11 protein-coding genes are annotated in these 14,472 nt (G+C 57.0%); all 11 read right to left on the reverse strand.

The features are described 5' to 3' along the window. Nucleotides 1-54 precede the first annotated feature (54 nt). The 11 genes from Q669_RS01330 to Q669_RS01380 all read right to left on the reverse strand — a co-directional run bounded on the left by Q669_RS01330 (nt 55) and on the right by Q669_RS01380 (nt 14,433). Entirely contained in the window at nt 55-1,038 is a 984-nt protein-coding gene (locus Q669_RS01330; protein WP_011785536.1) for a TAXI family TRAP transporter solute-binding subunit, read from the reverse strand. A 187-nt stretch (nt 1,039-1,225) separates the two neighbouring features. Further along, the gene (locus Q669_RS01335) at nt 1,226-3,613 is read right to left on the reverse strand and encodes an efflux RND transporter permease subunit (protein WP_022990942.1); all 2,388 of its coding nucleotides are present in this window, start codon (nt 3,611-3,613) and stop codon (nt 1,226-1,228) included. A 46-nt stretch (nt 3,614-3,659) separates the two neighbouring features. Beyond that, nucleotides 3,660-4,808, reverse strand: coding sequence for a WD40/YVTN/BNR-like repeat-containing protein (locus Q669_RS01340; RefSeq protein ID WP_022990943.1), 1,149 nt, complete (start codon nt 4,806-4,808; stop codon nt 3,660-3,662). Nucleotides 4,809-4,953: 145 nt separating this feature from the next. Next, nucleotides 4,954-6,342 (reverse strand): DUF1329 domain-containing protein, encoded by a 1,389-nt coding sequence (locus tag Q669_RS01345; RefSeq protein ID WP_011785539.1) that lies wholly within the window; start codon nt 6,340-6,342, stop codon nt 4,954-4,956. Between the two features lie 205 nt (nt 6,343-6,547). Next, a complete protein-coding gene (gene pepN / locus Q669_RS01350; RefSeq protein ID WP_022990944.1) occupies nt 6,548-9,190 on the reverse strand; it encodes an aminopeptidase N in 2,643 nt (880 codons plus the stop codon). A gap of 31 nt (nt 9,191-9,221) precedes the next feature. Beyond that, nucleotides 9,222-10,058, reverse strand: coding sequence for a DUF2797 domain-containing protein (locus tag Q669_RS01355; protein ID WP_022990945.1), 837 nt, complete (start codon nt 10,056-10,058; stop codon nt 9,222-9,224). Beyond that, nucleotides 10,055-10,354, reverse strand: a complete 300-nt coding sequence (locus tag Q669_RS01360; protein ID WP_022990946.1) for a YeaC family protein — start codon at nt 10,352-10,354, stop codon at nt 10,055-10,057. The genes Q669_RS01355 and Q669_RS01360 overlap by 4 nt, the downstream gene beginning before the upstream one ends. 175 nt (nt 10,355-10,529) lie before the next feature. Next, the gene (locus Q669_RS01365) at nt 10,530-11,204 is read right to left on the reverse strand and encodes a rhomboid family intramembrane serine protease (protein WP_022990947.1); all 675 of its coding nucleotides are present in this window, start codon (nt 11,202-11,204) and stop codon (nt 10,530-10,532) included. 16 nt (nt 11,205-11,220) lie between these two features. Further along, nucleotides 11,221-12,234: a metallophosphoesterase gene (locus Q669_RS01370; RefSeq protein WP_011785544.1), complete on the reverse strand. Its 1,014-nt coding sequence runs from the start codon at nt 12,232-12,234 to the stop codon at nt 11,221-11,223. Nucleotides 12,235-12,236: 2 nt separating this feature from the next. Then, nucleotides 12,237-13,121, reverse strand: a complete 885-nt coding sequence (locus Q669_RS01375; RefSeq protein ID WP_011785545.1) for an NAD(+) kinase — start codon at nt 13,119-13,121, stop codon at nt 12,237-12,239. Nucleotides 13,122-13,197: 76 nt separating this feature from the next. Continuing rightward, on the reverse strand, nt 13,198-14,433 hold the full coding sequence (locus tag Q669_RS01380) for a DNA repair ATPase (protein WP_022990949.1): 1,236 nt from the start codon (nt 14,431-14,433) through the stop codon (nt 13,198-13,200). Between the last annotated feature and the right edge of the window lie 39 nt (nt 14,434-14,472).

Genomic DNA, 14,472 nt, shown 5'->3' on the forward strand with positions numbered 1-14,472 from the left:
CTTACTGAATCAACAGAGCGGGCCTCAGCCCGCTCTGTTGATATTCCTGGCCGATCAGTCGATCAGGCCAGCCTCGCGATAGTACTTGGCCGCGCCCGGGTGCAGCGGCGCACTCAGGGCATCAGAGACCATTTCTTCTTTCTTCAGGTTGCCGAAGGCAGGGTGCAGACGCTTGAAGCTGTCGAAGTTCTCGAACACGGCCTTGACCACTTCGTACACGACATCTTCCGGAACGTCAGTTGAGGAAACGAACGTAGCAGCCACACCGAAGGTAGTTACATCTTCGTCGGAACCACGGTACATACCACCCGGAATCACTGCCTTACGGTAGTAGGGGTTTTCCTTGATCAACGCTTCCGTCGCCTTGTTGTCAACGGCAACAATTACACTGTCACAGGACGTGGTGGCTTCCTTGATGGCACCAGAGGGGTGGCCAACGGTGTAGAAGAAAGCGTCAATGTTGCCATCGCACAGCGCCTGGGACTGCTCGGCAGCCTTGATCTCAGCCGCCAGCGAGAACTTATCCATGGTCCAGCCCATTTCATCCATCAGCACTTCTGCTGTGGCGCGTTGGCCAGAACCCGGATTACCCACAGACACGCGCTTGCCTTCCAGGTCTTCAAAGGTCTTGATGCCGGAACCTTTGCTGGCAACCACGGTGAACGGCTCAGGGTGCAGAGAGAAGACCGCACGCAGCTTCTCGTTTTTGCCCGCATCTTCAAACTGGCTGGTGCCATTGTAGGCGTGGTATTGCCAGTCGGACTGGGCAACAGCCAGATCCAGCTCGCCCTGGCGAATGGCGTTCAGGTTGTAAACGGAGCCACCGGTACTCTCAACCGAGCAACGGATACCATGCTCCTTGCGATCCATATTCACCAGGCGACAGATAGCGCCACCCGCCGGATAATAAACGCCGGTAACACCACCGGTACCGATGGTCACGAAGCGCTGTTCCTGCGCGGAAACCGCAGAGGACGCGGCACCCAGGCTCACGGCGGCTGCAACGGCAAAAGCGGACGCTTTGAGTTTCAGTGTCATGTGTGCTCTTCCTTTTCTTGATAGTTATAGTCGATTACCCGCACGGGTATACGGGCAAACATCCGGTTCGTTCTAGAACATAGAACACTTCTGGCCATAAATAAAGGAAGGATTAGCACGCTAACCAGCTGACCTATCAACAAAAAAGCCCGCACAGGCGGGCTTTTTTGCTGGTTCAGGGCGATTTTCAGGACTTCGCAGCCCGTGCTTTCGCCAGCATCTTGTCCGGGCGAAGCAGGAATCTCGCCAGGGCCGGCAGCAGCCAAATTGCCCCTACCATGTTCCACAGGAACATGAAGAACAGCAGGAAGCCCATGTCCGCCTGGAACTTGATCGGAGAGAATATCCAGGTCACAACACCAAGACCCAGAGTCACACCGGTAAAGATAACCGCCTTACCGGTGGAGCGCAGGGTTTCATAGTACGCCTCCTGCAGCGTCTTACCCTCCAGCAGGAACTTTTCAAGTTTGCTGTAGATATAGATACCGTAGTCCACACCGATACCCACACCCAACGCAATCACCGGCAGCGTGGCCACCTTGATGCCGATACCGGACACCGCCATGATCGCCTCACACAGGATGGAGGTCAGGCCCAGCGGAATCACAATACAGGCCACAGCCCGGATGGAGCGGAAGGTCAGGAAGCAGAGCAAACTCACTACGCCATACACCAGCAGCAGCATCATGTCCTTGGCGTTCGAGATCACCTCGTTAGTCGCCGCTTCGATACCGGCGTTACCAGCTGCCAGCAGGAAGGTATGCTCTTCGTTGCTGTTGGCATCGGCGAACTGTTCGACCCGCTCGACTACCGTTTCCAGAGTTTCCGCCTTGTGATCTTCCAGGAACACCAGAACCGGCGTGAGGCTGCAGTTGGTATTAATCAAACCTGCCGGCGCGTCACGAATGGAGGCATTGATGATGGTCTGGTTGCGGGAAATCTCGTACCACTTCCAGTTACCCTCGTTCAGAGCCTTGGTAACCAGCTTGGAGACATCAGCCAGGGAGGCGGAGCTCTGCACACCCGGAGTGTTCTGCAGCTCCCACTGCAGACTGTCCATGGCCCGGAGTACGTTGTACTGGGTACATTGTTCTTCCGGGGTCTTCACCATCACCACAAGCACGTCTGCACTGGTGGAATAATTGTTGATGATGTAGGCGTTATCCTTGTTGTAGCGGGAATCCGGGCGCAATTCGGGCGCACCCTGGTCCAGGTCCCCCACTTTCAGGTCCTGCTTGTAGTACATGCCCAGCCCCAGGCCGATCACCGCGATCAGCAGGGAAATCGGCGCAACCCCCGGATGGGAGAAGTAGGACATGACCCGCCACTTGCGGTCCTGCTTTTCACCATGATTCTGAACATGCTGGACACCGCCTTTGGAGATGCCGATGTAAGACATGATCAGAACGTGCAGCACCAGGTTGGTGATAATGACGAACGCCACACCCAGACCGGCCGCCACAGCCAGATCACGAATAACGTCGATTTCAATAAACACCAACGTGAGGAAGCCGACAGCATCAGAAATCAGCGCCAGCATGCCCGGAATATAAAGAGCCCGGAACGCTAGACGTGCTGAGGTGACGGCATCGAAACCTTTGGCCGACTCAACCGCCATGGCATTAACGATCTGAACACCATGACTGATACCGATCGCGAACACCAGAAACGGCACCAGTACCGAGTATGGATCCAGGCCATAGCCCAGCAGCCGCAGGGCCCCCAACTGCCAGAACACGGCAATGATTGAGGTAAAGATCGGCACCAGGGTTCCGGCGATGCAGCGGGAATACCAGAACAGCAGCAGCGTGGTCAGCAGAATGGTAATGCCGGCAAACCAGGCAATGGAGCCGATGCCTTCAATCAGGTCCCCGACTTTCTTGGCGAAACCAACAATGTGGATATTGACGTTCGGATTCTGTGCTTCGTACTTCTCCCGGATCTTCTCTTCCAGCTCACGGGAGAATGCTGCGTAATCCAGAGCCTCGCCGGTTTCCGGATTTTTCTCATACAGTGGCGCATACACAATCGTGGATTTGAAGTTGTCTGAAATCAGACGGCCCACTTCGTTCGAACGCAATACGTTCTGGCGCAGCTGCTCCAGACTCTCCCGGGAGCCATCGTAGCCATCCGGAATCACAGTACCGCCCTGGAAGCCCTGCTCGGTAACCTCTACCCAGCGAACGTTCGATGTCCACAAGGTTTTCAGGCCGGAACGGTCCACCCCATTCAGATAGAACACCTCATCGGTGATCTGCTTGAGGGTTTCCATGTATTCGGCAGTAAAGATGTCGCCTTCTTCCACGGCAACCGCAATCCGGACAAAGTTACCCAGGTTGTCTAGGTCGTCCCGGTGATCCAGCATGTTGACGACGTACGGATGCTCCAGCGGAATCATCCGCTCAAAACTGGCATCCGGCTGGATCTTGATAGCGTTGTAGCCAAGAAACAGCGTCAGCACAAAAAAGGCGATCAGGATCAGCGCCCGGTTGTTGAAAAGTAAACGCTCAAGGAACGGTTCCGCCTTGGGCGTTGTCAGGTAATGTTCACCCCTGTCATGCATCGGGTCAGACATTAAAAAACCCCTCTATCCATTAATCCGTTGATGCCACACCAGGGCGTTAATTCAGGTTCCGGCCGCGAGCGTCGGTAATCTCAACACCGCCTTCGCCGACCAGCAATAGATTGGTTCCCGGCAATGGAACCACACCCATGACACCTTCCCGGTCATTGCGGAAGTAGGGGCGGAAGCTTTCACCATTGTTGGTGCTCATCAGCACTGCGCCGCCATTTCCCACCAGGGTAATGCGTCCATCCTCGGCCACCGCCGCGTTATTCAGGGTGGCGCCACCCTCATTGGGCACCATGGTCCAGCTGCGGCCAAGATCGGTCGACAGCAGAGTGTTGCCCCGCAAGCCGAACGCCAGCACCTCGTTCACCCGCCCGGTTCCGGTGACGCCAAACAGGGAGCCGTCGTAAGGGCTTTCCCGCTTCTCCCAGGATTCTCCGCCGTCAACAGATACGTGAATCTGACCAGCTTCACCGACCACCACCAGCGCGCCACCGGCTACCTCGGTAATGCTGTTGTAGTGGAAGTTGGTTGGGTTTTCGAGTTTCGGCGCCCAGTCTTCCCAGGTCTGCCCACCATCCTGGGTTCGCAGAATCATGCCATAGGCACCCACCACAAAACCGTGGTTCTCGTCTTCGAACCAGACATCAAGGAACGGGTTAACCGGCCCGATTTCCATATCTGCCTGGGTGTTTTCGAGGGCGAAGAACAGATCGTCAAGCGCCCACTCCAGGTCAGCCTTCTCTTCTTCCGGAGCCTGTTCAATGCGCTCTTCCAGCTCAGCAATCTGGTCTTCCTTGCTGGCAATCACCAGCTCGGCGGCCTGAATACCATCGAGCTGCAGCTCCCAGGTCTCCCCGGAATCGCTGGAATGCAGCACAACACCGCTGTGGCCAACCACCCAGCCATGCTGCTCGGTGCCAAAATCAACGGCGGTCAAGGTGACCGCCACCGGCACCTCGGCCTGCGTCCACGACTGGCCCTGATCGTCGGAATAGATTACGTGCCCACGCTCACCCACTGACACGATTCGATCGCCTGCGCGGGTTGCGTCGGTCAGTAGTGACTGGGGAGCCAGTTCTGTTGGCCTCGCCGGTGTCTCGATAATATCCGCGAGTGCAAATGCCGCTGGAGCTGCCAGTGCCATAGAGAGGCCAAGGCAGGCAGTTCCCAGTGTCTCGCACATGAACCTTTTAGCCATTCAGATTGCCTTTACGTTGGTTAAATCCTGATGCGCCTGCTGCACGACTGGCAGCAGCCTTCGCAAACAAACCGGCAGCCCCCTGGGCCGCCGGTCGACATCCTGCTTGTGGCCTCAGGCGCCGGATCAAACCGGCGCCGAAGCCTCAGCGTACGCTTCGCCTGCGCAAAGAAGCTGGCGAGAAGTACCGTGTGTTTGGTACATCATTGGTAAATACACGGGTATTCGGCTCTTCGGTATCCAGACCCAACACGTGATATCTACGGGCCTGGAGATCGTGATACACATCAAGCACCGTCCAAACTCCCGGCAACTCGTAGTAGTTCTTGGGAATACCCATGGTCACACGCCAGAGATTGCCGCGACCGTCATACTGGTCGAGCAATACGGTGTTCCAGCTGTCTTCATCCACATAGAAGCGACGCTTACCATAGATGTGACGCTCACCTTCCTTGAGGGTCGCTTCGACCACGTGCACGCGGTGCAGCTCCCAGCGGGTCAGATCAGGATTGAGGTGGGACATACCCAGAATTTCAGAGTAAGGCGTTCCCTTCTCACCGATTCGGTAGTTGTTGTAGGGAATGTAGATTTCCCGAACACCTTCGTAATCCCAGTTATAGCGGTCCATGGCACCGTTGAAGATATCGGTGTCATCAGCGGTACGCAGGTTATCAGAGGCCGCAATCGGTGAGTCGTAGCCCAGGTTCGGAGCTCGGCGGACACGACGTTGACCAGCGTTATAGCCCCAGCCATTGCGCGGATTGATGATCTGGTTCAGGGTTTCGTGAATCAGAATGGCGCCACCGGCAAGACGGGGTGGCGACTGAGTGAACGACAGATAGTAGAAGATCACGTTGTCCAGATCTTCTTCACCACCCTCAGGGTTGTAGAAGTTGAAGAACGCTTCCTGCTGAGAGGTCACCAGGCTGTAGTCGCCGTTGGTCTGAACCGCCACCTCACTGGAGCGCCGGGTGACAGACACACCGCGCCAACGGGTCAGGTGGTTCCAGATTACCTGCCAGGCCTTTTCTTCGTTATTGCCGTGAAGAATCGGGAAAGGATAGCCACCAAAGGCACCCTCAATACCCTCTGCCTCACCTACAATCTCGGCATTCACCGCGTTCTTACGGGTGTTTTCAGCCACCCATTCGGGCACCGCGTGGGTACGCCGGGACTGATACACGGGTATGCGGAAGGTGGTCGGGTAGGTTTCCAGCATCGCCCGGACGCCATCGGTCAGATACTCGCTGTACTGATCCATGTTGGAGGCTGTAATGGTAAACAGCACTTCGTCGTCAGGGAATGGATTGATATGGTGCTGCCCGCTGCCTTCGTAGCCAGCCGGCGGCTCCGTCAGGCCGCCATCCCACGCCGGAATGGTGCCGGCATCGTTACCGGCCTTGGGTGAACCGAACGGGGTGAGATCCTGGCCAAGGCGCGCTGCCTCGGATGAAGACACTGCCGCCTGAAGTGGCGAAGCAGCAAAGGACAGAGCCAGCAACCCGCCAAACAAAACGTTTTTGTTGTATCTCATTGTGCAACCTTAAATCCGTCTGGAAGCCTCTGTGGGCCTTTTTGTTATCGTCTGATGCAATCGCAGACTTTCTGACAGATTAGCCGATCCGGCAACATTGTCTATCGACCGAAAGTGCGATTTTGTATCCGGCTGTGACGACGGCTTTACAATCACAGCCAGACAAAGGGCCCCACGGCATCAGTCGCGGGGCCAGGCTCCGGCGTCAGTCTGCCAGGCTCTTGTGTACTACTTCATACACGTCTCTGGACAACTCGGCTTTATCGCGAATCCGCTCCAGTGCCGATTTCATCTGTTTGCTATACCCGGGAGCGAACTTCCGCCAACGGGTCAGCGGTGCCACCAGTCGCGCCGCAATCTGGGGATTGCTGTCATCCAGTCGGCATACCTGCTCGGCAAGGAATTCATACCCGCTGCCGTCAGGATTGTGGAATGCCGCCAGGTTCTGGGCCGCAAAGGCACCCACGACAGAGCGCACCTTGTTCGGATTCTTCCAGTCAAACGCCGGGTGATCGAGCAACTGCCGTATCTGCGGCAGCTGACCTGCACGATCGCTGGAAGCCTGCACCGAGAACCACAACTCTACCACTTGCGGGTCGTCGCTGAATCGCTTGTAAAAGGCTTCCAGGGCCTGTGTTCGATCTTCCGCGAAATCAGAATTCACCAACGCTCGCAGTGCGCCGAGCCGATCCGTCATGTTATCAGCGCCCCGGAACTGCTCTTTGGCCAGCGCCAGCGCTTCCTGATCACCAATATGCAGCAACCAGCCCAGCGCGGTGTTACGGAGACTGCGGCGGGCAATGGCCTCAGGCGTCAGCTGGTAATCGCCCTGCCCGGCGTTGCGCCGATAACAGACCATGAGTTCATCCCGCAGGCCTTCAGCCAAATAACCAAGCACCTTTTCACGGGCCTGGTGAATGGCAGCAACATCAGCCTGCTCCGCCAGCTCAATGAGATAGGCCTCTGAAGGCAACTGCAGCATCTTTGCCATCAGAGCCTGATCCAGCTCGCTGTCCTGCAGCAACGACCGATAAGCATCCACCAGGCGCGGCTCCACCCCGGCAGACTCCGGAGCCCCCACCAGAGACTGAATAACGTCCACGGCCAGGCGCTGACCTGCGTCCCAGCGGTTAAAACCGTCCGGATCATGGCTCATCAGGAACAGTAGTTGCTCCCGCGTCCAGGGGTAGTGCACCCGCACGGGGGCAGAAAAATCTCTCAGCAGAGAAGGTACCGGGCGCTCCGACAGGCCCTCAAACTCAAAGCAGTGTTCCGCCTGGCTCAGCTCCAGCACCCGCTCCAGAGGCGCTTCGCCACTCTCACCACTCAGCTTCAGGGGCAGAGGCTGCCCGTCGGCGCCCAGAAGGCCGAGCGCAAATGGAATATGCTGCGGCTTCTTGCCGGTCTGGCCTGGCGTGTCAGGAATACTCTGGCGCACGGTAAGCCGATAGATACCGCTCGACTCGTCGTACTCATCAGACACCGAAACCACCGGCGTGCCGGCTTGCTCATACCATAGCCGGAACTGGCCCAGGTCCCGCCCGGAGGCGTCTTCCATAGCGCGAACAAAATCATCGGTGGTGACCGCCTGCCCGTCATGGCGCTGGAAGTACAGATCGCTGCCCTTACGGAACATCTCGTCACCAAGGAGGTTGTGGATCATCCGAACCACTTCGGCACCCTTTTCGTAGATGGTCAGGGTATAGAAGTTGGAGATCTCCATGTAAGACGCCGGGCGCACCGGGTGGGCCATGGGGCCGGCATCCTCGGCAAACTGTGCTGTGCGCAGCAGTGTGGCATCTTCGATTCGTTTCACGGTCGGCGATCCCATATCGGCAGAGAACTGGGAATCCCGGAACACCGTAAAGCCTTCCTTAAGGCTCAGTTGGAACCAGTCTCGACAGGTGACACGGTTGCCGGACCAGTTATGGAAATATTCGTGGGCGACGATGGCCTCGATACGCTGGAAAGCGGCGTCCGTGGCGGTCTCCTGACTGGCCAGCACGCACGAAGAGTTGAAAATATTCAGCCCCTTGTTTTCCATGGCGCCCATGTTGAAGTCGTCCACCGCCACGATCATGAAGATATCCAGGTCGTACTCCCGCCCGTAGACCTCTTCGTCCCAGCGCATGGAACGCTTGAGGGCATCCATGGCGAAATCACACTTTTTCGCGTTGCGGGGCTCCACATACATGCGCAGATCGATGTTGCGACCGGAACAGGTGGTGAAGCTATCCTTTTTCTCCACCAGGTCCCCGGCCACCAAGGCAAATAGATAGGCGGGCTTGGGGAACGGGTCTTCCCAGGTGACAAAATGGCGACCGTTTTCCAACTCGCCCTTGTCCACCGGGTTACCATTGGAGAGCAGCACGGGATAGGCGCTTTTGTCTGCCTCGATACGGGTACGGAAGCGCGCCATGACATCCGGCCGGTCCGGATAGAAGGTAATGCAGCGAAATCCTTCCGCCTCGCACTGAGTGCAGAACATACCGGAGGACTTGTACAAACCTTCCAGCCGGGTGTTGTTCTGAGGTTCGATCCAGGTGACTACCTGCAGCTCGAATTCTTCCGGCACCGAGGGCACGACCAGCGCATCGCCACGGTCTTCGAACTCACCAGTGCCCAGAGGCGAGCCATTCAGGGCAACCGATTCCAGTTGCAGACTATCACCGTGCAGAAACAGAGGGGCAGCGCTCTCCCCGGAGTCCGGGTTGCGGCGCACAGTCAGGGTACTGTGCACACGGGCGCCGTCTTCAAATAATTCAAAACGCAGATCCACCTGATCAACCAGATACGCAGGAACCTTGTATTCACTCAGGTAAATGGTTTGTGGCTGGTTGGTTCGCATTCACACTCTCCAGAGAAAAGACATGGCGGATTCAGTCAAGAACCCGGAACCGGACTTCATAGCCGGTAAATTTGCGGATATTGATTACACCGGTGTCGAGCATCAGATACTGGCCTTTGATACCCTCCAGCAAGCCTTCCACTTCCGGCGTTTTGTCCAGATTATGGGTTTTCACCTTGGCCGGCCATACCTGAACCGGATAACCCAGCCCAAGTGTGGCTTCGTCCACAATTCGTATGCTGTCTTCACCATGCTGCGCCCGCAATTGCGCCAGGTCGCCTGCGATCAAGTCCAACAGGCGCTCACGCTCCTGCACCAGATCCAGCTCCGGCACATCACCCTTTAGCATGGCTCGCCAGTTGGTGCGGTCGGCCACGTGGTTCTTGCACGCCACTTCCACCAGACCAGACAGGTAACGGCTGGCGACCCGCAGCATCGGTATCGCCGTTACCGCCCCCTGATCAATCCAGCGGGTCGGTACCTGGGTGGCCCGTGTTATACCCACTTTCAAGCCGCTGGAATTGGCCAGATACACAACATGTTCAACCATGCAGTTGGCCTCGCCCCACTCCGGCTCCCGGCAGGTACCCAGGTGATAGTGGCATTTTTCCGGGCTCATGATGCAGCTGTCGCAGGCGGCCAGCTTTCGGAAACACGGATAGCAGTAGCCCTGATTGAAACTCTTTTTGGTGGTGCGATCGCAATGAATACAGCGAATCACGCCATCAAAATTCAGCCGGAGCTTATGACCAATAAGGTCATTCAGTACAATGCGGCTGTCGCCCACGGCCAGGTTATAGGCCACCGGGTCGCCGGCCTGGGCCGGCATCTTGCGGAGCCGGCCGGTTACATCAATGGATTCGCTCAAACCTTGACCTCAACAAACTGATCGGGGTCCACATCGTTGTTGCCCTGGCGATCTTTTCGGAACTGCACAGACGGATCGCAAGCGGTACCGGCTTTCTCGCCACGGTCCAGGTATCCCACTCGCTGTTCTTCCGGGATGTTGTCCTTTTCTTCATAATAAATCACCGCTTCCAGGCTGATAGCGCGCTGCTCACGGGTCAGCGCGCGACCATCTGGCCATTTACCAAGCTCAATGGCCCGTTTCAGGTTGCGGTAAACCGTCGGGTCCAGCCGCTCAATCAGTTCTTCGTATGTCATTCCCGCCTCCTGAACGTTTCTTCATATAAAAAAATGCCAAGACCGTTTGACAATTAAAAATGATAACGATTATCATTAATTCACCAAATGACAACGGTCGTATCATTTGGTCTCTCTCATCAGGAGCTAAAAGCTCTTTTAACAGCCTCACCTTTTGGTGGGGCTTTTTTTTGTTTCAGCGTTGGTATCGACGAGGAGGCATGATCGCCGCCATCGCCAACCCGGCCAGAAAGCCGCCCAGGTGTGCCTCATTGGCCATGCGACCCACGCCAATCATCTCCGGCACTGGCGTAAAGCCAATGATCATCCACACCAGCGCAAAGGTCACGAGTGCCGGCGGGAATTGGAAACGCGGCAGTCTTCGCTGGCTCAACCAGCAATAACCGAGGATGCCGTACACCACCCCCGAGAGCCCGCCGAACAGCGGGCCGGACACCAGATACTGTAGAAGATTGGACGCCAGACTGGTGGCCAGAAACAGTCCTACCAGCCGTGCCCGGCCGTCCATCCATTCGATCTGACTGCCCAGGAACCAGAGCATCACCGAGTTGAAGATGATATGGGTCCAGCTGAAATGCAGGAAATCCGGCGTCAGCAGCCTCCAGACCTGGCCTCCCGAAAGGGTGATAGAGAGCGCTTCCAGGCGCCCTGCCAGTGTGCTGAAGGTATCCCAGCTGAACGGCCGGGGGTCGACAATCATCATAGCGGCGGCAAAATTGCTCTGCCCCATGCCGGTCAGCCATACCATCACCACGGCAACCACGATGACGCCAAAGACAAAAGGGGCATGACGGGGCGCCGGCTGCCAGCGGCCGCCAGGAGTGATCGGAGAAGACGACGGACTATCCAAAACTACCTCTCTGGTGTTAGCGGGCGACACTATCTTCGCTGGTCGGGTAATCGGGCTGCTCCGGCCGGTCAACATCAACCCAGACAAATTTGTCCGAAGAGAGCACTTTTTCCCCATCAAACCGATAGGCCACCAATTTGCCATACTTCACGGCGCTGAAATCAATACACGCCACATTGTGCTTGAGCGGAGCAGGGGCACCCTCCATCCAGTAATGCCCGACAAACACCGGCGGTGCGTCCAGTGGATAGGTAATCAGCTGCTTGCGCTCCTCCTCGCGCAAAGTCCTGCTGGCCACCTCCGGCGGCAGCGGGTCCGGCTGGAACACCACATCTGCATAGGTTTGCGGGTCGTCTGCCCAGAACTTGGTACGGAAGAACTGCCGGACGTAGCCATCCCGGCCCGTAATGGACATCCCTTCCGGCAGGCGCAGGTCAGTTCCGCGCAACAGGGTATCCATCACCTGCCCGGCAAAGGATTCGATGGCCGCCGAGGCGTGCAGGAAATCCTCGTCGATACAGGCGCCGCCCTGGCTCTGGCGGAACTGATCAATCAGGGTCTGATCCCAGCAGGCATGCACCACGCGGAAGCCATCCTCATCAATGAACAGCGGAATGCTATAAAACCACTCCAGAAATTCGTTCCATTCATGTGGATACGCATCAAACTGCTCAAGGGTTTCCTTGATCAGCCGATCGTGGCGGGCATTGTGTTCCCTCAGAAATTTCTTGCCGCTGCCTGGCCGTGCCCGGGTGCAGTAACCCAGTGCGTTGTACTCGTGGTTGCCCATGACAATTCGGGCAAAGCCATGTTCCACCATGTCACGCACCAGGTGCAACGCTTCCCGGATTCTCGGCCCACGATCAATAATATCGCCGATAAAAATGGCCTGTCGGCTGGGGTGCTGGTAAATGCCGTTCCGCTTCCGATACCCCATCTGCTCCAGCAATCGCTCCAGGGTATGGGCGCAGCCGTGGATGTCACCAATAACGTCGTAGCCGCGATGTGCGGTTGTCTTGATTGCCGCCATGATCAACTCGCTGCTATTTCGCTTGCCCAGCCCAGCTTGTCCCGGCAGGTCGCGTAAAAATTGTGATCGGTGGGATGAATCAGACGGATCTTGAATGGTTTTTTGGTGATTCTGATGATATCCCCCGGGGCACAGGCAATGTTCATCTGACCATCGAAGCTGACCTGTGGATAGGTCTCATTGGTTTCGCCGATCACCAGTTTGATCTCGCTTTTACCATCCACCACGATCGGCCGACTGCTCAGGGTGTGGGGGAACATGGGCACCAGCACCACCGCATCCAGCTTCGGATGCATAATCGGGCCACCAGCCGACAGGGAGTAGGCTGTAGAGCCGGTCGGCGTCGCCACAATCAAACCATCTGAACGCTGGCTGTAGACGAAATGACCGTCGATAAACAGATCAAAGCCAATCATGCGCGTGGATTTGCCCGGATGCAGAACCACATCGTTGAGTGCCGAGCCATACCCCAATGGCTGGCCATTGCGCTCAACGTGACCATCCAGCAAAAACCGGGACTCTTCGATGTAATCGCCCTCAAGAACCCGGGCCAGGCGCTCTTCAAGATCTGACGGCGAGATATCGGTCAGAAACCCCAGTCGGCCGCGGTTCACGCCAAGAATCGGAATCTTGGACTTGGCCAACTCCCTGGCGGCGCCCAGCAGGCTACCATCGCCCCCGACCACGATCACCAGATCACAGATCTCACCCAGGAGCTTCTTGCTGGCCACCTGCAGACCATGGCCCGGAATCATGGTGGAAGTGTCTTCCTCGATGATCACATGGTAATTGTTGGCGGTAAGGTACTGCTTGAGCTGCCGTAAAGATTCCACCACCTTGACGCTACCCATGCGCCCGACGATGCCGATATTCCTGAACTGGTCCATGAAGTGTCCCGTGGTCTCTGAATGAAACAGGAAACAGTTTAACGAAACTCGGGGAGATTCTGAAAAAAGATACCGATCAGGCCTTGTGCTGGTCGCAGCGGTCGTCCTGTCCGGGCTCGAATTCGGCAGGCTGGGTCACGCGCATGATGGGCTCGCCACAGGCTTTGCCTTCGTCATCAACATGTTTGCATACGGGGTGTTCATAGTGGGCGAGCCATTCCCGATAGGCAGGCTCATTCATGCCACAGCGCTCTGCGGCATAGGCCAGTGGGTTACCGAAGTAAGTGTCTATGTCTTCGTAGGGCAATGTAAGGTGGCCGACACCGGGATGATAGGCTACCAGGAATACCGCCTGGGTGCGCAGCTGCTCCAGCAGGGAATCTTCCGGCGGCTGGCGATGGCGAAGTTCATGGTTTTCCTGTTCCAGCGCCACAATCTTGTCGTCCCGCAATTCCAGCTCCCGCTGTTTGCGCTCCAACTGTTCCCGCAGCAACACCGTCTCGGCATTGGCGTTGGCATCTTCCCTACCCTGCTCGGCACTGCCCTCCGCCATTTTCTCCTGCATGGTGAGGTATTGCTCATTGCGCTGGGACAGGCGTTTTTTCAACTGCTCGTTGGTCAGTTTCAGGCGTTCGTGTCGCTGCTCCAGGTCCGCCAGCTCACTGCGCAGCCCCTGCATTTCATTGCGATGCTCACGCTGAAGGTCAGCCAGTGAATCCCGATGGACGCTCTGGAGCGTCTTGATTCTGAGCCGTTGCTCGCGGAGGACCTGAGCCAGACGCGCGCGGTCACGGCTACCATCGTCACTATTCGATTGCGGGGTCGGGGCAGTGAGTACCGGGATATTCTCTTCTTCGGGCTCGATCTTCTGAAAACGGAGAGTATTGGCGTCAACCGCCTTGCGAATGGCCTGAAAATGGTTGTTTCCGGGGGTCATGTCCGGGTCCCAGAGTTCATTGGCAAACTCCGGATCCGGACACTGACTACGACACACCAGCCTGATAGGGCCGCCCCCCATGTTGGGGCCTTTCGCGCCCTGCTCTGCCAGCGCTTCAATGGGGACATTCCAGTGGCTGTCTGCGCGCCCCTCTTCATCAAACCAGATGCGGAAGAACACCAGAGAACGCACATTCAGATCGGAGCTGAGATTGACGAGAACCGCCCGGACATCAGTCTCGGCCAGGTCTGACAGACCAACATAGCCATCCAGGAAAGCGCCAAATTCCGACAGCCTCATCTGCCGGGCAACCTGGCTACCGTCCATAAAAAATACCGCCGAATAACCTTCAGCGGCCTGGCTGGCATTTACCATCAACCTTCTCCGTGCCCCGGGAATCTCAGTTCCGGACGC

Origin of the sequence: Marinobacter sp. C1S70 (assembly GCF_000475355.1) — a bacterium.
Lineage (GTDB): Bacteria > Pseudomonadota > Gammaproteobacteria > Pseudomonadales > Oleiphilaceae > Marinobacter > Marinobacter nauticus.